General features: G+C 72.9%; 13 protein-coding genes. 3 read left to right on the top strand and 10 right to left on the bottom strand.

Features of this window, described 5'->3' with window-relative positions:
- The first annotated feature begins 2 nt into the window (after window positions 1-2).
- On the top strand, window positions 3-1,382 hold the full coding sequence (locus PKE99_RS15255) for a GAF domain-containing protein (RefSeq protein ID WP_051737350.1): 1,380 nt from the start codon (window positions 3-5) through the stop codon (window positions 1,380-1,382).
- A gap of 234 nt (window positions 1,383-1,616) precedes the next feature.
- On the top strand, window positions 1,617-5,381 hold the full coding sequence (locus tag PKE99_RS15250) for a glycosyltransferase (protein ID WP_063739745.1): 3,765 nt from the start codon (window positions 1,617-1,619) through the stop codon (window positions 5,379-5,381).
- A gap of 167 nt (window positions 5,382-5,548) precedes the next feature.
- Here PKE99_RS15250 and PKE99_RS15245 read toward each other — a convergent pair whose 3' ends face one another.
- The 9 genes from PKE99_RS15245 to PKE99_RS15205 form a co-directional block, all read right to left on the bottom strand.
- Window positions 5,549-6,547: a YihY/virulence factor BrkB family protein gene (locus PKE99_RS15245; protein WP_051737349.1), complete on the bottom strand. Its 999-nt coding sequence runs from the start codon at window positions 6,545-6,547 to the stop codon at window positions 5,549-5,551.
- 265 nt (window positions 6,548-6,812) lie between these two features.
- Complete coding sequence (locus PKE99_RS15240) at window positions 6,813-9,362, bottom strand: ATP-dependent Clp protease ATP-binding subunit (RefSeq protein ID WP_037045253.1); 2,550 nt, start codon at window positions 9,360-9,362, stop codon at window positions 6,813-6,815.
- A gap of 243 nt (window positions 9,363-9,605) precedes the next feature.
- Window positions 9,606-10,421 carry a siderophore-interacting protein gene (locus PKE99_RS15235; RefSeq protein WP_037045251.1) on the bottom strand — a complete coding sequence of 272 codons (816 nt, stop codon included), beginning with the start codon at window positions 10,419-10,421 and terminating at the stop codon, window positions 9,606-9,608.
- Between the two features lie 143 nt (window positions 10,422-10,564).
- Complete coding sequence (locus tag PKE99_RS15230; protein WP_037045250.1) at window positions 10,565-10,912, bottom strand: histone-like nucleoid-structuring protein Lsr2; 348 nt, start codon at window positions 10,910-10,912, stop codon at window positions 10,565-10,567.
- Window positions 10,913-11,033: 121 nt separating this feature from the next.
- Window positions 11,034-12,491, bottom strand: a complete 1,458-nt coding sequence (lysS, locus tag PKE99_RS15225; RefSeq protein WP_197040604.1) for a lysine--tRNA ligase — start codon at window positions 12,489-12,491, stop codon at window positions 11,034-11,036.
- Between the two features lie 56 nt (window positions 12,492-12,547).
- A complete protein-coding gene (locus PKE99_RS15220) occupies window positions 12,548-13,390 on the bottom strand; it encodes a type III pantothenate kinase (protein WP_081924094.1) in 843 nt (280 codons plus the stop codon).
- Complete coding sequence (gene panD / locus PKE99_RS15215; protein WP_037045246.1) at window positions 13,390-13,797, bottom strand: aspartate 1-decarboxylase; 408 nt, start codon at window positions 13,795-13,797, stop codon at window positions 13,390-13,392. Before panD ends, PKE99_RS15220 begins: the two co-directional genes overlap by 1 nt.
- An 8-nt stretch (window positions 13,798-13,805) precedes the next feature.
- Window positions 13,806-14,690, bottom strand: a complete 885-nt coding sequence (gene panC / locus PKE99_RS15210; RefSeq protein ID WP_037045245.1) for a pantoate--beta-alanine ligase — start codon at window positions 14,688-14,690, stop codon at window positions 13,806-13,808.
- Window positions 14,687-15,589: a Rossmann-like and DUF2520 domain-containing protein gene (locus tag PKE99_RS15205; RefSeq protein ID WP_037045244.1), complete on the bottom strand. Its 903-nt coding sequence runs from the start codon at window positions 15,587-15,589 to the stop codon at window positions 14,687-14,689. Before PKE99_RS15205 ends, panC begins: the two co-directional genes overlap by 4 nt.
- Window positions 15,590-15,936: 347 nt before the next feature.
- Between PKE99_RS15205 and PKE99_RS15200 the strand changes: the two genes are divergently transcribed.
- Window positions 15,937-16,614: a M50 family metallopeptidase gene (locus PKE99_RS15200; protein WP_197040603.1), complete on the top strand. Its 678-nt coding sequence runs from the start codon at window positions 15,937-15,939 to the stop codon at window positions 16,612-16,614.
- Window positions 16,615-16,617: 3 nt separating this feature from the next.
- On the opposite strand, the gene PKE99_RS15195 is transcribed toward PKE99_RS15200, so the two are convergent.
- Window positions 16,618-18,087, bottom strand: coding sequence for a PrsW family intramembrane metalloprotease (locus PKE99_RS15195; RefSeq protein ID WP_063739744.1), 1,470 nt, complete (start codon window positions 18,085-18,087; stop codon window positions 16,618-16,620).
- Window positions 18,088-18,090: the final 3 nt, after the last annotated feature.

Here is an 18,090-nt window from a genome sequence, read left to right as displayed (position 1 = left end):
ACATGAGCGAGCAGATCCGTGATCTGGTGTCCGCTTCGTGGCGCCGCTCGCACGCGGCCCGGGTCGACCCCGAGCACGGGCTGCCGCCGCACGTCTTCGAGCACCGCGAGGTCGCCGACGTCCGGGCGGGCCATCCGCTCGCCGAGGTGCTGCCGCTGCTGCGGGACACCCTGCTGCAGATCGCCGACGAGGCGATGCACATGATGATCGTCACGGACGCCCAGGGGCACATCCTGTGGCGCGAGGGGCACCAGGCCGTGCTGCGCCGCGCCGAGGGTGTCGGGCTCGTCGAGGGCACCCGCTGGAGCGAGGACGCCATCGGGACCAACGCCATGGGCACCGCGCTCGCCGAGGACCGGGCGCTGCGGATCCACTCGGCGGAGCACCACGTCCGCGCCTACCACCCGTGGACCTGCGCCGCGGCCCCCGTCCACGACCCCGACACGGGCGAGATGGTCGGCGTCGTCGATATCACCGGGCCCGCCCGCACCTTCCACCCGACCACGCTCGCGCTTGTCAGCGCGGCGGCGAAGCTGGCCGAGAAGCACCTCGAGACGCGGATCGCGGTGCGGGACGAGCGGCTGCTCACCCGCAACCTGCCGCACCTGACCGGGCTCCGGAACGAGCCGGGCGCGCTGCTCAGCCCACGCGGGCGCGTCCTCGCCGCCCAGCCCGACGGCTGGCTCGCCGAGCGGGTCGACCTCGGCACGGACCCCGCCGACGGCATGCGGGTGGCGCTGGGCGCCCGCGGCGAGGGCGTCCTGGAGCAGCTGGCGGAGGGGTACCTGCTGCGCCTGCACCGGCCCGGCGCCCGCCGCCGGCCGTCGCTGGCGCTGCGCTTCCTCGGCGCGGAGCGGCCGGTCGCCCGCCTCGACGGCCGGGCCGTCCGGCTCTCGACCCGGCACGCCGAACTGCTCACGCTGCTGGCGCTGCACCCGGAGGGTCTCACCGCGGACCGGCTCGCCACCGCCCTCTACGGCGACGCGGGCAAGGCCGTGACCGTCCGCGCGGAGATGCACCGGCTGCGGCTCCAGCTCGACGCCGGAATCGTCCGCACCCAGCCCTACCGCCTGCAGGCCGCCGTCGACGCCGACTTCCTCACCCTCCGCGAGGCCCTGCGGCTCGGCCGGGCCCGGGAGGCCGCCGACCTGCACCGGGGCGAGCTCCTGCCCGCCTCCGACGCCCCCGCCGTCCGCGAGGAACGGGACGCCCTCGCCGTCGCCGTCCGCTCCCTGGTGCTGCGCAGCGGGGACGCCGAGGCGGTGTGGTCCTACGCCCGCACGGAGCACGGGAAGTCGGACGAGCAGGTGCGGGAGCGGTTGGGGATGCTGCTGCCGGCCGGCGACCCGCGCCGCACCCTGACGGGCCTCGACCCGCACTGAGGAGCGGCGGGCTGAGCACGTTCTGGTCGGCTTGCACTCTGGGTGAGCGTTTTGTCCTTTTCCTCCCGTCTGTTCCGGCGTATCGGCCCAGCGCGCTGCACCCGAACGGCCCAACGACGACGGGATTCAGGTCACGGCCTGTAACAGGACCCCGGGAGCGGTCGACAGCGGAGTGACAGGCCGCTGCCCGGACCCCGCCGGCGCGGCGCTCCCCCCTGTCGGGAAAGGTTCGCCGTGCCCCGCCCTCGCGCGACGGTCCGGCCCGCGCCGTCGTGGTTGCTGGTCGGTTCGCTCCTCGTCGCCTTCCTCGTCGTGCTCGTCGTCTGCGGCCTGACCGCCGGCAAGATCGGCAACGACGCGACCGGCGCCCACGAGGAGGGCTCGTCCGAGCAGGTGCCCGACGAGATCCTCGCGGGTGGCCCGATCATCGACGGCCAGCACGAGCCGGTGCGGTCGACGAGCATCCCGAACGGCACCGTCGTCCTCACCTTCGACGACGGCCCGGACCCCACGTGGACACCGCAGGTGCTCTCGATCCTGCGCAAGCACAACGTGCCCGGCAGCTTCTTCGTGGTCGGCTCGATGGCCAGCCGCTACCCGGAGCTGATCCGCGACATCCACGAGCAGGGCTCCGAGCTGGGCGTCCACTCCTTCTCGCACCCCGACCTCGGCACGTCGGCGAGCTGGCGGGTGGAGCGCGAGATGGCCGAGACCCAGCTCGTGATCCAGGGCGCCACCGGCGAGTCGACCTATCTCATGCGGCCGCCGTACTCCTCCAGCGCCGCGGCGCTCGACGACATCGGCTACCAGACCGTCAAGCAGGTCGGGGCCATGGGCTACCTGACCGTGCTGACGGACGTCGACGGCGAGGACTGGAAGCGGCCCGGCGTCGACCAGATCGTCCGCAACGCCACGCCGAAGGACGGCACCGGCGGCACGATCCTGCTGCACGACTCCGGCGGTGACCGCACCCAGACCATCGCGGCGCTCGACAAGCTGATCCCCCAGCTGCAGGCGGCCGGCTACACGTTCAAGACCGTCGAGCAGGCGATGAACCTGCCGCCCGCCCCGGCCGCGAGCAGCACGGACGTCCTGCTCGGGAAGCTGCTGCTCGGGGTCATCGGCGCGGCCTGGTGGGTCTCCGACGCCGCCCGCTGGCTCCTGGCCGGGGTCGCGACCCTGGTCGTCCTGCGGCTGATCCTGATGGTCGTGGCCGCCCGGCGGCACGACAAACGGCGGCGCGACCCGGACTGGGCCTGGGGGCCGACGTACACGCAGCCCGTCTCGGTGATCGTCCCGGCGTACAACGAGTCGAAGAACATCGAGGCGACCGTGCGGTCGATCCTCGCGAACGACCACCCTCTCGAGGTGATCGTCGTCGACGACGGGTCGTCGGACGGCACGGCCGAGCTCGTCGAGTCGCTCGACCTGCCCCGGGTGCGGGTGATCCGCCAGCTCAACGCGGGCAAACCGGCCGCGCTCAACACCGGTACGGCGAACGCGCGGTACGAGGTCGTCGTGATGATGGACGGCGACACGGTCTTCGAGCCGGACACCGTGCGCCATCTCGCGCAGCCCTTCGCCGACCCGCGGGTGGGTGCGGTCGCGGGCAACGTGAAGGTCGCCAACACCGACACGCTGATCGGCCGGCTGCAGCACGTCGAGTACGTGGTCGGGTTCGGCATCGACCGCCGGGTGCAGGACACGACGTCGTCGATCACGACGATCCCGGGGGCCGCCGGCGCCTTCCGCAAGGAGGCGCTGCGCGAGGTCGGCGGGCTGTCCGACGACACCCTCGCAGAGGACACCGACCTCACCATCGCCCTGGGCCGGGCCGGCTGGAAGGTCGTGTTCGAGGACCGCGCGCTGGCCTGGACCGAGGCTCCCGCGACCGCCGGCCAGCTCTGGCGGCAGCGGTACCGGTGGAGCTACGGGACCATGCAGGCCATCTGGAAGCACCGACGCGCGGTGCGCGAGCCCGGCTCGTTCGGCTGGCTCGGCCTCGCCCACGTGCTGCTGTTCCAGATCATGCTGCCGCTCTCGGCGCCGCTGGTCGACATCTTCCTGCTCTACGGCCTGCTGTTCGAGGACCCCGCGACCACCATCCTGCTCTGGAGCCTGATGATGGGGCTGCAGGTCGCGGGCGGCATCTACGCCTTCCACGTCGACGGCGAGCCGAAGGGCGCGCTGTGGGTGCTGCCGGTGCAGCAGTTCGTCTACCGGCAGCTGATGTACGTGGTGCTCGTGCAGTCCGCGGTGAGCGCCATCAGCGGTGTCCGGGTGCGCTGGCAGAAGCTCAAGCGCACGGGTGCGGTCGACGCGCTGCTCTCCCCGCAGGCCTCCCCCGCCCCCGTGCCGCCCGCGGGCGCGGCCGGGCGGCACCCGTCGTTCCCCAGCATGCCGGCCGTGCCCGCCCCGACCGCCGTCGCGGCCGTCCCGGAGCCCCGTCCCGCCGGGCCCGACGACCCCGGGTCACCGCTCCCCGCCCCCGTCGCGCGACCGCGGGGCCGGGAGCGGTGGCTCGACACGCTGCGCGGGCTCGCGCTGGTCCGCGTGGTCGTCTACCACGCGCTGGGGCTCGGCTGGCTGTCGATCGTCTTCCCGTCGATGGGCGTGATGTTCGCGCTGGGCGGGTCGCTGATGGTGCAGTCGATGCGGAAGACCCCGGCGATCGACGTCATCGGGCAGCGGATCCGGCGCCTCCTGCCGCCGCTGTGGCTGATGGCCGTGATCTTCGTGCCGATCATGGTGTGGCAGGGCTGGGCCGCCGAGGGGGCCGACGCCGAGAGCCCCGGCAACGGGATCCCGTGGAGCGACCTGATCTGGTGGGTCTTCCCGATCATGGACCCGCCCGGCAGCGAGTGGGGCTTGGACACCGTCGAGGTGCTCTGGTACCTGCGCGCCTACCTGTGGTTCGTGCTGCTCACGCCGGTGATGCTCAAGGCCTTCCGGAAGAGCCCGGTGATCAGCGTGCTGGTCCCGCTGGCCCTGGTGATCGTCGACGGCCTGCTCGGGTCGCCGTTGTCCGACGCCAGCGGGCTGGGCGCCGGCCTGCTCGACTTCGTGACCTTCGGCGCCTGCTGGATGCTCGGCTTCGCGCACCGCGAGGGCATGATCCGCCGGCTCCCGCTGCCGGCCCTGCTCGGGCTGGCCGCGGCCGGGATCGCGGCGGGCATGTTCTGGGCCGTCGGGCACCCGTCGCCGGACGCGGGGCTGGACCTCAACGAGATCCCGATGGCGCAGGCCCTGGTCTCGGCCGGGTTCGTGCTGCTGGTGCTGCGGGTCAACCCGGCCATGGGCTGGGTCGACAAGGTGCCCGGGCTCGGCCGGCTGATCTCCGTCGTCAACGCGCGGGCGATCACGATCTACCTGCTGAACAACCCGGCGATCGACGTCGCCGCCTGGGCCAACGACCGTCTCGGTCTCCCGGACTCGAGCGGCTGGCTGGTGCTCAGCTCCGTGGTGATCATCGTGCTCGGGGTGGCCTGCTTCGGCTGGGTCGAGGACCTCGCCGCCCGCCGGCCGCTGCAGATCCTGCCGGGCGGGAAACGCGCCGCGGCGGCCCGCCGGAAGAAGGACGACGACGCCGTGCGCCAGGGCCCCGTCCTCCGGCCGCGGACCCTCGCCGAGGCCACCGCCCGGCGCATCGCCGAGATGCCGGCGACCGAGGTGCTGCCGGTGGTGCCGCGACAGGGCGCCCCGGCGCCGCGCGAGGGCTTTCCGGCGCCGACGCCACGCGAGGGCGCTCCGACGCCGGTCCGGCGTGAGGGCGCTCCGGCGCCGGTGCCGAGCGGGGCGTGGGCTCCCGGCCGGGCGGCCGAGGGTGGGCCGCGGCGGGCTACCGTCCCCGGCCCCCGCGGCTGGCCGGCAGATCCGCAGGCATGGTCCGCAGGCCCTCAGGAACGGCCTGCGGCCCCGCAGGAGCCGCTCCCGGGCCGACGCCGCCCCCAGCCGCGCACCCGGGCGCAGGAGTGGCCCCCACCCCAGCGCCGCCCCTGACCCGAGTTGAGGCCTGGGCGGGCGTCGCGAGTCGCACTCGGGCCCCGGCGAGTCGGTAGTTCCGGCACCGCGAGTCGGCAGTTCCGGCACCGCGAGTCGGTAGTTCCGGGGCACCGAGTCGGAGAAGTCGGGAGATCGGCCGGACGAAGTCCTGCGCCGACGCCGACTCAGCGGGCCGGGGTGTCCGGAGCCTCGTCGAGGTGGTCGGGGATCCCGTCGTCGTCGGTGTCGGGCAGGCGCGGGTCGCCCTGCCCCGCGCGCACGGCCTCCAGCTGCGCGGCGAGCGCGAAGCCGGCCAGGAGGGCGATGCCGCTGACGTTGGCCCAGAGCAACAAGGCCATGATCGCCGTCAGTGGGCCGTAGGTCTCGTCGAAGTTCGCACCGAGCACCACGTACCCGGCCAGCAGCGCCGAGCCCGCGAGCCACGCCAGGACCGTGACCGTCCCGCCGACGACGAGCCAGCTCAGGCCCGGCTGGCGGCGGCGCGGGGCGAAGCGCAGCAGGGCCGTCACCGCCACGATCAGCGCCGCGAGGCCGGCGGGCCAGCGCAGGACGTCCCAGATCTCCTCGGCCACGTCGCCCCACCGGTAGACCTGCTCCATCGCCTCGCCGAAGGGCTCGCCCGCGACGATGAGCAGGAGACCGACCGCCATCGCCACGCCCGCCGTCGCCGTCAGCAGGGCGGCGCGACCGTACTTGCGGAGCGCCGGCCGGTCCCGTTCGGTGCCGTAGATGCGGTTGGCGCCGCGCTCGAGCTGCGCGAAGGCCGAGGTCGCCGCGAGGAAGGCTGTGACCAGCGCCAGCGCGACCACGACCTCGCCGCGCTCCTCGCCGTCCACCTCACCCTCGACGGCCTGCCCGACGAGCTGGTCACTGGTGCCGGGCGAGATCGCGACGACCGTCCGGGCGACGACCTCGGAGAAGGACTCCACCCCGAGCGTGGTCGCCAGCCCCGCGCCGGCGATCACCAGCGGTACCGCGGCCAGCGCGAGCTGGAGCGCGAACGCGCGGGCGTGGGAGAAGCCGTCGCCGTAGCGGAAGCGCACGAAGCCCGTCACGAGGAGGTGGCGCAGGCCGTAGCGGCGGACGGTGTGCCAGGCGTCGTCGGCGGACAGCAGCTCGCCCGACATCAGCTCGGTCTCCGGGACGGCGCGGACCGAGCTCATGGCCGCCACGGTAGCGACGGCGGGCCGGCCCCGCCGGTGGGCCGTGGCCCGGAACTGCCATCTCGGTGTCCCGGAACTGCCGACTCGCGGTGCCGGAACTCGCGACTCGCGGTGCCGGAACTCGCGACTCGCGCTGCCGGAACTCGCGACTCGCGCTGCCGGAACTCGCGACTCGCGGTGCCGGAACTGCCGACTCGCGGGGCGGGTGAGAACGGCGGCGGCCCGCCTCCCGAAGGAAGGCGGGCCGCCGTCGTGCTGCCTGGTCCTACTCCTCGCCGCCACCGGCGGCGATGTCGACCGGCGGGGCGTCCGGGACGCCCGCGGCCGGGCGGGGCTCACCGCGGAAGGTGAACGTCGCCTTGTCGTCGTGCGCCGGGTTGCCCTCGGGCACGCTCTCGTCGATGCCCTCGACGTCGACGATCACGATCTGCCCCGGCTCGACCTCGCCGAACAGGATCTTCTCGGACAGCTGGTCCTCGATCTCCCGCTGGATGGTCCGGCGCAGCGGCCGGGCGCCCAGCACCGGGTCGAACCCGCGGCGGGCCAGCAGGCCCTTGGCGGCGTCCGTGAGCTCGATCGCCATGTCCTTGTTGGCCAGGGCCTTCTCCACCCGCGTGATCATCAGGTCGACCATGGAGATGATCTGCGGCTGCGTGAGCTGGTGGAAGACGATGATGTCGTCGATGCGGTTCAGGAACTCCGGGCGGAAGTGCTTCTTCAGCTCGTCGTTGACCTTCGTCTTCATGCGCTCGTAGTTCGACTGCTCGTCGTTGCTCTGCGCGAAGCCGAGCCCGACGGCCTTCGAGATGTCCTGGGTGCCCAGGTTCGAGGTGAAGATCAGCACCGTGTTCTTGAAGTCGACGGTGCGACCCTGGCCGTCCGTGAGGCGGCCGTCCTCGAGGACCTGCAGGAGCGTGTTGTAGATCTCCTGGTGGGCCTTCTCGATCTCGTCGAACAGCACGACCGAGAACGGCTTGCGGCGCACCTTCTCGGTGAGCTGGCCGCCCTCCTCGTAGCCCACGTACCCGGGAGGGGCACCGAAGAGCCGCGAGGCGGTGTAGCGGTCGTGGAACTCGCCCATGTCGATCTGGATGAGCGCGTCGTCCTCGCCGAAGAGGAAGTTCGCCAGCGCCTTGGACAGCTCGGTCTTACCGACACCGGACGGGCCGGCGAAGATGAACGAGCCGGACGGGCGCTTCGGGTCCTTCAGGCCGGCACGGGTGCGGCGGATCGCCTGGGCGACGGACTTGACCGCCTCCTCCTGGCCGATGATCCGCTTGTGGAGCTCGTCCTCCATCTTGAGGAGACGGGTCGTCTCCTCCTCGGTCAGCTTGAAGACGGGGATGCCGGTCCAGTTGGCAAGGACCTCGGCGATCTGCTCGTCGTCGACCTCGGCCACGACGTCCAGGTCACCGGACTTCCACTGCTTCTCGCGCTCCGACTTCTGCCCGAGCAGCTGCTTCTCCGAGTCGCGCAGGTGCGCGGCGCGCTCGAAGTCCTGCGCGTCGATCGCGGACTCCTTGTCCCGGCGGACGTTCGCGATCTTCTCGTCGAACTCCCGCAGGTCCGGCGGCGCGGTCATCCGGCGGATGCGCATCCGGGCGCCGGCCTCGTCGATCAGGTCGATCGCCTTGTCCGGCAGGTAGCGGTCGGAGATGTAGCGGTCGGCCAGCGTGGCCGCGGCGACGAGCGCCGGGTCGGTGATGGTGACCCGGTGGTGCGCCTCGTAGCGGTCGCGGAGGCCCTTGAGGATCTCGATGGTGTGCGTGACGCTCGGCTCGCCCACCTGGATCGGCTGGAAGCGGCGCTCCAGGGCCGGGTCCTTCTCGACGTACTTGCGGTACTCGTCGAGCGTGGTGGCGCCGATGGTCTGCAGCTCGCCGCGGGCCAGCATCGGCTTGAGGATGCTCGCGGCGTCGATCGCGCCCTCGGCGGCACCCGCACCCACGAGGGTGTGGATCTCGTCGATGAACAGGATGATGTCGCCGCGCGTGCGGATCTCCTTGAGCACCTTCTTGAGGCGCTCCTCGAAGTCACCGCGGTAGCGGGAGCCGGCGACCAGGGAGCCCAGGTCCAGCGTGTAGAGCTGCTTGTCCTTCAGCGTCTCGGGGACCTCGCCCTTGACGATGCCCTGGGCCAGCCCCTCGACGACGGCCGTCTTGCCGACGCCGGGCTCGCCGATGAGGACGGGGTTGTTCTTGGTCCTCCGGGAGAGGACCTGCATGACCCGCTCGATCTCCTTCTCCCGGCCGATGACCGGGTCCAGCTTGCCCTCACGGGCCTGCTGGGTGAGGTTGCGACCGAACTGGTCGAGCACGAGGGAGGACGACGGGGTGCCCTCGCCGCGGCCGGAGGAGGCCTCGGCGGGCTCCTTGCCCTGGTAGCCGGACAGCAGCTGGAGGACCTGCTGGCGGACGCGGTTGAGGTCGGCTCCCAGCTTGACCAGGACCTGCGCCGCGACGCCCTCGCCCTCGCGGATCAGGCCGAGCAGGATGTGCTCGGTGCCGATGTAGTTGTGGCCGAGCTGCAGCGCCTCGCGCAGCGACAGCTCCAGCACCTTCTTCGCCCGAGGCGTGAACGGGATGTGTCCCGACGGCGCCTGCTGGCCCTGGCCGATGATCTCCTCGACCTGCTGGCGGACGCCCTCCAGGGCGATCCCGAGCGACTCGAGCGCCTTCGCGGCCACACCCTCGCCCTCGTGGATCAGGCCAAGGAGGATGTGCTCGGTGCCGATGTAGTTGTGGTTGAGCATCCTGGCCTCTTCCTGCGCCAGGACGACAACACGCCTTGCTCGGTCGGTGAACCTTTCGAACATTCGCACTCCTTGCCTGCTGCGCCCACACGTGCGACGCGTCCAGCATCCCTGTGACACTGCGCCGCGGACGCCCCATACCACTGTATCGGTCGCCGACCGGTCGGCGCCTCCGCCGCGGCCCCGCGTAACGCGCACGGTACGCACCGATACCGACACAACGGTGTGACCTCGGCGTGCATTCCCCGTCCGCGGGAGTTCAGCCCTGCGCGAACGGCCAGAAACGGCGCCGACCTGCGAAGATCGTCAGGCCGAGGCGGCCTGCTCGGCCTCCTCCAGCCGCGCCTGCTCCTGCTTGTAGACGCGGAAGCCCTCCTCGTCCCGGCCCCGCCGCCAGTAGCCGGAGACGGACAGCGCGTCCCGGTCGACGCCGCGCTCGCGCAGCAGGTGCCGCCGGACCTCGCGGACCTCGCCCGCCTCGCCGTGGACGAACGCGTGCACCCGGCCGGCCGGGAACTCGAGGGCCCGGACGGCCTCCAGCAGGGCGCCCGCCCCGCCGTCGGGGGCGCCGGCGCGATGCAGCCAGCGCAGCCGCAGGTCGCCGGCGCAGGCGAGGTCCTGCCGGTCGGCCTCGTCGTCGACCTGGACGAGCGCGTGGACCGGGACGCCGGCGGGGATCCGCTCCAGCGCGGCGCCGATCGCGGGCAGCGCCGCCTCGTCGCCGACGAGCAGGTGCCAGTCCGCCTCGGGATCGGGCACGTAGGCCCCGCCCGGGCCGAGCAGCCGCAGCACGTCGCCGGGGCGGGCCGAGGCGGCCCAGGGGCCGGCGAGGCCGCTGTCGCCGTGGTGCACGAAGTCGATGGTCAGCTCGCCCGCGGCGGGGTCGAACGCGCGCACGGTGTAGGTCCGCACCCGCGGCCACTCCTCGCGCGGGTGGTCCCGCCGGACGGCCTCCATGTCGAGCGGCTCGGCGTAGTCGACGCCCGGCACCGGAAACAGGATCTTCACATAGCGGTCGGTGAACGCGGTGTCCGGGAACGACGCGAGCTCGGGCCCGACGGCGACGACGCGCACCATGTGCGGGCCGATCCGCTCGGTGCGCGCGACCTCGAGGGTGGTCATGCGGCGTGCCACGGGGTGTACCTCCGGGAGCGGCGGGTCTTTCGCCCCACGCTACGCCCGGAGCGAGGTGAGGCAATCCTTGCTTCCGCCCAGCAGAAGGGCCGGCCGGGACACGCCCGGCCGGCCCTTCCGACGTGCCTCGCTCAGTTCTCCTGGTGGTACGCCTCCAGGACCTCGGCCGGGATCCGGCCGCGGTCGGAGACCTTCATCCCGCGCTTGCGGGCCCAGTCGCGGATGGCCTGGTTCTGCTCGCGGTCGATCGACGGCCGCCGGTTCGTGCCGCCGGGTGACGATCCGCCACCGCCGCGGCGCCGTCCGGAGGCCCGCCGGGCCGCACCCACGTAGGACGCCAGTGCGTCCCGCAACTTGCTCGCGTTCGCCGTTGACAGGTCGATCTCGTAGCTCTTCCCGTCGATGCCGAACTCGACGGTCTCGTCGGCCTTCTCGCCGTCGAGGTCGTCGACCAGCTTGATCTCGCGGATCTGCGCCACCGCCGCAGCCTCCTGGTTCGAATAGTTCCTGCTGAATGCACGGCCGCGCCGTCGAGGAAATATAACGCGATTACCGAAGGCGTGTCGAGGAGGGGTCGAACTCGCGAGATTCTGGAACGCGTTATAGCTCGCGGCGGACCAGCGGGAAGAGGATCGTCTCCCGGATTCCGACGCCGGTCAGCGTCATGAGGAGGCGGTCGATGCCCATTCCCATGCCGCCGGTCGGCGGCATTCCGTACTCCATGGCCCTCAGGAAGTCCTCGTCGAGCTGCATGGCCTCGGGGTCGCCCTTGGCCGCCAGCAGGGACTGGGCGTGCAGCCGCGCACGCTGCTCGACGGGGTCGACCAGCTCCGAGTAGGCCGTGGCCAGCTCGTGCCCGAACACGATGAGGTCCCAGGCCTCGGCGAGCCGCGGGTCGTCGCGGTGCTGACGGGTCAGCGGGCGCACCTCGACCGGGTAGTCGCGGACGAAGGTCGGTTCCTGCAGCGTGTGCTCGACGAGCTTCTCGAACAGCTCCAGCACGATTTCGCCGGCGCCCCACGAATCCTGCAGCGCCACGTCGTGGGTCGCGGCGATCTTCCGCAGTTCCTCGGCCGACGTGTCCGGCGTCACGGATTCCCCGACGGCCGTGGCGACCGATTCGTGCAGCGTGACCGAGCGCCACTCGCCGCCGAGATCGTGCTCGGACCCGTCCGCGTGACGCACGACGGTGGAACCGAACACGGCGCGTACACATTGCTGGATCAGTTCGCGGGTCAGAACGGCCATGTCGTCGTACGTGGCATAGGCCTGGTAGGCCTCGAGCATCGCGAACTCGGGTGAATGGGTCGAGTCGATGCCCTCGTTGCGGAAGACGCGGTTGAGCTCGAAAACGCGCTCGATCCCGCCGACGACCGCCCGCTTGAGGAACAGCTCGGGGGCGATCCGCAGATACAGATCCGTGTCGATGGCGTTCGCGTGCGTGACGAAGGGGCGCGCCGTGGCCCCGCCGTGCAGCAGCTGCAGCATCGGCGTCTCGACCTCGACGAAGTCCCGGTCCTCGAACTCCCGGCGCAGCGTGCGCAGCACGGTGGAGCGCGCCCGGACCATCTCGCGCGCCTGCGGGCGCATGATCAGGTCGACGTAGCGCTGCCGGACGCGGGTCTCCTCGGACAGGTCGCTGTGCGCGTTGGGCAGCGGGCGGATCGACTTGGCGACCATCGCCCACGAGTCCGCCATGACCGACAGCTCGCCGCGGCGGGAGGTGATGACCTCGCCCGTGACGGCCACGTGGTCGCCCAGGTCGACCTGGGCCTTCCAGCGGGCCAGCTCGTCCGCCCCCACCTTCGCGAGGCTCAGCATGGCCTGCAGCTCCGTGCCGTCGCCCTCGGTGAGCTGGGCGAAGCAGAGCTTGCCGGTGTTGCGGAGGAACATGACGCGCCCGACGACGGTGACGACCTCACCGGTCTCGGTGTCCGCCGGCAGGTCGGGGTGCGCCTCGCGGACGGCGCGCAGCGTGTGGGTGCGCGGCACGAGGACGGGGTACGGGTCGTCGCCCGCCTCCAGCATCTCCGCGCGCTTCTTCGCGCGCACCTGCATCTGCTCGGGCAGGTCGTCGGCGGGGGTGCGCGGCTCGTCGGTCACGCCGGGTAAGGCTAGACGGCGGTACCGCGCGCCGTCCGCGCGGTGTCCGCCCGCGGCTCCTGCACGCCGCCGGGAGCCGCACCCGTGCGGACGTTGCGCTCGTACGTGAGGCGCAGGCCCTCCAGGGTCAGGTCCGGGGCGTACTCGGTGATGGTGTCCGAGATGCCCTTCATCAGCGGCGCGAGGCCACCGGTGCCGAGCACGGTCACCGGGCCCGCGCCCGGGCCGAGCTCGCTGACGATCCGGCGCACCAGGCCGTCGACCTGGCCGGCGAAGCCGTAGAGCACGCCGGACTGCAGGCACTCCACGGTGTTCTTGCCGATGACCGAGCGGGGCGGCACGAACTCCACGGTGCGCAGCGCGGCGGCGCGGTGGGCGAGGGCGTCCATCGAGATCTCGATGCCGGGGGCGAGCGCACCCCCGAGGAACTCGCCCTTGGCCGACACGACGTCGATGTTCGTCGAGGTCCCGAAGTCGACGACGATGCACGCCGTCGCGTGCCGGTGGTGCGCGGCGAGCGTGTTCACCACCCGGTCCGCGCCGACCTCGCGCGGGTTGTCGACCAGCAGCGGCACGCCCGTCCGCACCCCCGGGCCGACGACGACGGTGGGCATCCGCACCGCTCGCCGCTCCAGCATCAGCCGCAGTTCGCGCAGCAGTGACGGGACGGTGGACAGCGCGGCCACGCCGTCGACCCGCGGGGCGTACTCGCCGAGCATCGCGCCGACGGCGACCTCCAGCTCGTCGGCCGTGATCCGCGGGTCGGTCCGCATCCGCCAGTCCCGCACGAGGAGCTCGCCCTCGTACACACCCAGCGCGATCTGGGTGTTGCCGATGTCGATGCAGAGCAGCATCAGCGGGAGCCGGACAGCAGCCCCGAGCCCTCGGGGGCGTGCGCCGGGTCCGAGCCCTGCTCGACGATCCGGTTGTGCTCGTCGACGAACACCACGCGCGGCGCGTAGGTGAGCAGCTCGGCCTCGTCGAGCTGGCCGTAGGCGATCAGGATGACGAGGTCGCCGGGGTGCACGAGGTGCGCGGCGGCGCCGTTGATGCCGATGACGCCGCTGCCCCGCTCGCCGGGGATCACGTAGGTCTCGAGCCGGGCGCCGTTGGTGATGTCGACGATCGCGACCTGCTCGCCCTCCAGCAGGTCGGCGGCCTCCATCAGGTCGCGGTCGACGGTCACCGAGCCGACGTAGTGCAGGTCGGCCTGGGTCACCGTTGCGCGGTGGATCTTCGAGGTCATCATGGTGCGCAGCACGGGGACTCCTAGAGCTGGACGGGGACGTTGTCGATGAGGCGGGTGGCGCCGATCCGGGCGGCGACGAGCAGCCGGGCCCGGCCGCCGTCGACCGGCTCGCCGAGGGTGTCGGCGTCGCGCAGCTCCAGGTACTCGACCTGCAGCGCCGGTTCGGTGTCGAGGACCGCGCGGGCCCGCTCGAGGACCGCCGCGGGCCCGTGGGCCGAGACGGCGGCGCCCTCGCGCAGCGCGCGGGAGAGCGTGACGGCGCGGGGGCGCTCGTCGGCGGACAGGTAGACGTTCCGCGAGGACAGGGCCAGCCCGTCCGGCTCGCGGACCGTGGGCACCCCCACCACGGACAGCGGGAAGTCCAGGTCCCGCACCATCTTCTTGACCAGCGTGAGCTGCTGGTAGTCCTTCTCGCCGAACAGCGCGACGTCGGGCCCCACGATGTGGAAGAGCTTCGCGACGACGGTCAGCATCCCGTCGAAGTGCCCCGGCCGCGGCCCGCCCTCGAGGTCGGCGCCGAGCGCCCCGGCGACGATCCGGGTGTCCGAGCCCGGCGGGTACATGTGGTCGACCGAGGGCGTGAAGACGAGCTCGACGCCCTCCTCGCGGCACGCGTCGAGATCCCGCTCGAGGGGCCGCGGGTAGCGCTCCAGGTCCTCGTTCGGCCCGAACTGCAGCGGGTTCACGAAGATGCTGACGACCGGGACCACGTTGCCGGGCACCGACCTCGCATGCCGGATCAGCTCGCGGTGGCCCTCGTGCAGCGCGCCCATCGTCGGCACGAGCACGACCTTGCGCCCGGCCGCCCGCAGCGCACGGCTGACGGGGGTCAGCTTGGCCGGGTCGTCGTGCACGGTCAGCCGGCCGCGGGCGTAGCCGTTGCGGGTGCGGGCGGGTGCGGTCACCGGTGCTCCTCAGAGTCGTCAAGGGCGGCGCGGACCTCGTCGGCCGCGTGGTCGGGCAGCAACCCGCCCTCCGCCGCGCGGTGCGCGGTGCGACGGGCGAGGGTGCGGTAGGTGTCGGCGAGCTCGGGATCGGCGCGGTCGAGCTCGCGGAGGTGGGTGCGGACGGTGCCGACGTCGCCGCGGGCGACCGGCCCGGTCAACGCGCGGTCGCCGTGGCGCAGCGCGTTGTCCAGCGCGGCGGAGAGGAGGGGCCCGATCAGCCGCTCGGCAGGCCTGACCCCGGCCTTGTCGAGCAGGTCGGCGCAGTCACGCACGAGCGTGACCAGGTGGTTCGCGCCGTGGGCGAGGGCGGCGTGGTACAGCGGCCGGACCTGCTCGGGGACCCGGACCGGCTCGGCGCCGAGCTCCAGGACCAGCGCCTCGCCCACGTTCCAGGCCGCCTCGTCGTCCGCCCGCGCGGTCACCGCGACGCAGCAGCCGGTGAGGCGCTGGACGTCCTCGGGCCGGCCGGTGAAGGTCATGACCGGGTGCAGGGCGAGCGGCAGGATCCCGTGCTCGACGGCCGGGTCCAGCACCTCGACGCCGTGCGCGCCGGCGGTGTGGACCACGATCTGGCCGGGGCGGAAGGCGCCGGCGGCGGCGAGGCCGCGGACCAGGCCGGGCAGCACGTCGTCCGGGACGGCGAGGAGGGCGAGGTCCGCCGCGCGGATCACCTCGTCCGGAGCCAGCAGCGGGGCGTCGGGCAGGAGGGTCTCGGCGCGGTGCACGGACGCCCGGGAGACCCCCGAGGTCGCCACGACCCGGTGCCCCACCGCGTCCCACGCGGCACCCAGAACGGCCCCGACACGGCCGGCGGAGACCACTCCGACGGCCAGCCGGGCGGGCCGGCCAGCACTCATCACGCGCTCCTGCTCCGTTCCAGTCCACCAGGGGTACCGGACGTTGTGGTCGACATCGATCGGCGACGACGGCCACGAGGGTAGGCGGGTGTGGACCATCCCGGGGAGAGCGCGTGACGGGCTTCACCGGGCCGGGCGGCTCACACGCCGCTCACGAGGGCGTCATGCTGTGGTGATCCCTGATGGGCGACCCGACGCGTCGGGCTGCTCCCGACGGCGCCCATGGTGGGGGCGTGCGTCGAAGGGGCCGCGCACACCCGCCCGGCCGGATGGGCGGCGGCGCGGCGACCGGAGATCGTCGATGTTGTGTATTCCCGCAGCTCATCGGGCCGCTCACACTCGATCGAGTGACGGGACTGCCGGGAGAGATGCCGCTGATCGGCACACCGGTCGTGGCCGGCATCGGGTTCGTCGTGTTCGTGCTGGTGTTCCTGCCCGTGACGGCGTCGTGGATCGGGTCGATCTCGACCATCGCCCACGAGGGCGGGCACGTGGCGATGGCGATCCTGACCTTCCGGAATCCCAAGGGCTTCGTGCTGGACGAGAACACCCACGGCGGGTCCGGCGGGAGCACGGACGCCGACAGTTCGTGGGGCGCCGGAGCGATTCTCACCGGCATCGTCGGCTATGCGACCCCGCCTCTGCTCGGATGGGGCGGCGCGCACCTCGTCGCCGAAGGGCGCGCCGTGGCGGTGTTGTGGATCGCCGCCGTTCTTCTCCTGTCCTCGTTCTTCATGGCCCGAGGTCTGTTCACGAACCTGGTCGTACTGCTGGTGGGAGCGGGCATCGTCTGGGCCCTGGTAGGCGGCAACGCCGCCTGGCAGGCCGCGGTGGCGGTCGGACTCGTGTGGGTGATGTTGTTCGGCGCGATCAAGGGCCTGCTCCAGCTCGGCTTCGGCTCCCGCGGCGACGCCGCGATCCTCGCCCGCGTCACCTGGATCCCGGCGATCATCTGGATCCTCGGGTGGTGGGCGCTGACGCTCGTGTGCCTCTACCGGGGCGTCCGGCTGCTCCTGCCCTTCTGATCCTCAGCGCTGGGGCGGCGGGCCCCACCCCGGCGGCGGGCCGGGGGGCGGCTGCTGGCCGCGAGGGGGCAGGCCGGGGGCGCCGTAGGTGGGCGGGGGACCCTGGCCCTGGCCGGGCGGACCGTAGCCCTGCGAGGGCGGGCCGTAGCCCGGGGTGGCGTAGCCCTGCGAGGGCGGGCCGTAGCCGGGGGTCGCGTAGCCCGGGCCGTACCCCTGTGGGACCGGCGCCCAGCCGGGAGCGGGGGCGGGCGGCGGGGTCCAGCCCGGCGGATGCTGGTTGCCCCAGGCGGCGGTGAGGGCGTCGGGCATGCCGAGGGCCCGGGCACGGGCCTTGGCGAGGGCGCGGAGCCGCTCGTGCTCCAGCTCCTCGGCGCTGTCCCGGACCGCGCCGCGGGCGATGCGGGAGCGCAGGAAGGCCAGCTCGGTGACCGCCCCCTGGTAGTCGGCGACCGCGCGGGCGGCGTGCGGCCCCGACCGCTGCTTGACGGCCCGGCGCCAGCCTCGCCGCTGCGCGAGGTTGCCGAGCAGTGGCACCTCGCTCCAGGCGATCCAGCCCGCCTGCGCGAACGACGGCAGCTGCTCGGCGACCGTCTTCGCCTCGCGCCGCCGCTGCCAGATCACCACGACCGCCAGCCCGATGAACAGCGGCACCATGATCACGACATAGACCTGCACGAACCCGGTCCCGCCCAGGACCGACGCGGCCCCGTTCCACATCGCGTGCAGGAGCACCGCGACCAGGTAGCCGGCGAGCACCGCGAGCACCCGCACCGCCGTGCTGCGGCTCGCGGCGGCGATGCCCGCCCCGATCCCGATCATCGACGTGAACAGCGGGTGCGCGAAGGGCGAGAACACCCCGCGCAGCAGCAGCACCGCGAGCACCCCGCCGCTCTGCCCGGCCATCGCGTCCTCCGCGAAGGCGCGGCCGATGTAGAGGATGTTCTCGGTGAAGGCGAAGCCCGCGGCGACCAATCCCGCGTAGACGATCCCGTCGACGATGCCGTCGAACTCCCGGCGCCGCCAGACGAGCAGCCCGACCAGGAAGAGCCCCTTGAGCGCCTCCTCGACGAACGGGGCGATCACGACCGAGCCCAGCACGTCCCCGCTGCCGCGGCCCAACAGGGCGTCGACCGCCAGGGCCGCGCTGGAGTTGATGATCAGTGCGGACAGCGCCGCGAAGCACGCGCCCCACAGGAACGCGATCAGCAGCATCCGCGGTGGCTCGGGCTCCCAGCGGTCGATCCACAGGAACGTCGCGACGACCGGTCCGACCGGCAGAAGCGCACACAGCGCCCCGACGAGCACCCCACCGGGACCGACCGAGTTGCCGACCAGCCCCAGCACCACGAGCCCGCAGACGCCCAGCGCCACCAGGCCGACGACCGGCAGCAGCACGCCCTTGCGCCGCGCGGCGTGGGTGTGCCGCGTGGTCGGCTCCGCGGGCGGGTGTCCGGTCGGCACGGGGAAGGCCATGGC

The organism is Pseudonocardia halophobica, assembly GCF_027922425.1.
Classification (GTDB): Bacteria; Actinomycetota; Actinomycetes; order Mycobacteriales; family Pseudonocardiaceae; genus Pseudonocardia; species Pseudonocardia halophobica.
The sequence above is the reverse complement of the archived record's forward strand: the minus strand, read 5'-3'. Positions and strand labels throughout refer to the sequence as shown.

Bases quoted from the DNA above. Each gene is read 5' to 3' on its own strand.
- PKE99_RS15255 (WP_051737350.1), top strand. From the start codon at position 3: ATGAGCGAGCAGATCCGTGATCTGGTGTCCGCTTCGTGGCGCCGCTCG.
- lysS (WP_197040604.1), bottom strand. From the start codon at position 12,491: ATGCAGGTGCGCGCGAAGAAGCGCGCGGAGATGCTGGAGGCGGGCGAC.
- PKE99_RS15195 (WP_063739744.1), bottom strand. From the start codon at position 18,087: ATGGCCTTCCCCGTGCCGACCGGACACCCGCCCGCGGAGCCGACCACG.
- PKE99_RS15240 (WP_037045253.1), bottom strand. From the start codon at position 9,362: ATGTTCGAAAGGTTCACCGACCGAGCAAGGCGTGTTGTCGTCCTGGCG.
- PKE99_RS15205 (WP_037045244.1), bottom strand. From the start codon at position 15,589: ATGAGTGCTGGCCGGCCCGCCCGGCTGGCCGTCGGAGTGGTCTCCGCC.
- PKE99_RS15245 (WP_051737349.1), bottom strand. From the start codon at position 6,547: ATGAGCTCGGTCCGCGCCGTCCCGGAGACCGAGCTGATGTCGGGCGAG.
- PKE99_RS15220 (WP_081924094.1), bottom strand. From the start codon at position 13,390: ATGCTGCTCTGCATCGACATCGGCAACACCCAGATCGCGCTGGGTGTG.
- PKE99_RS15235 (WP_037045251.1), bottom strand. From the start codon at position 10,421: ATGACCACCCTCGAGGTCGCGCGCACCGAGCGGATCGGCCCGCACATG.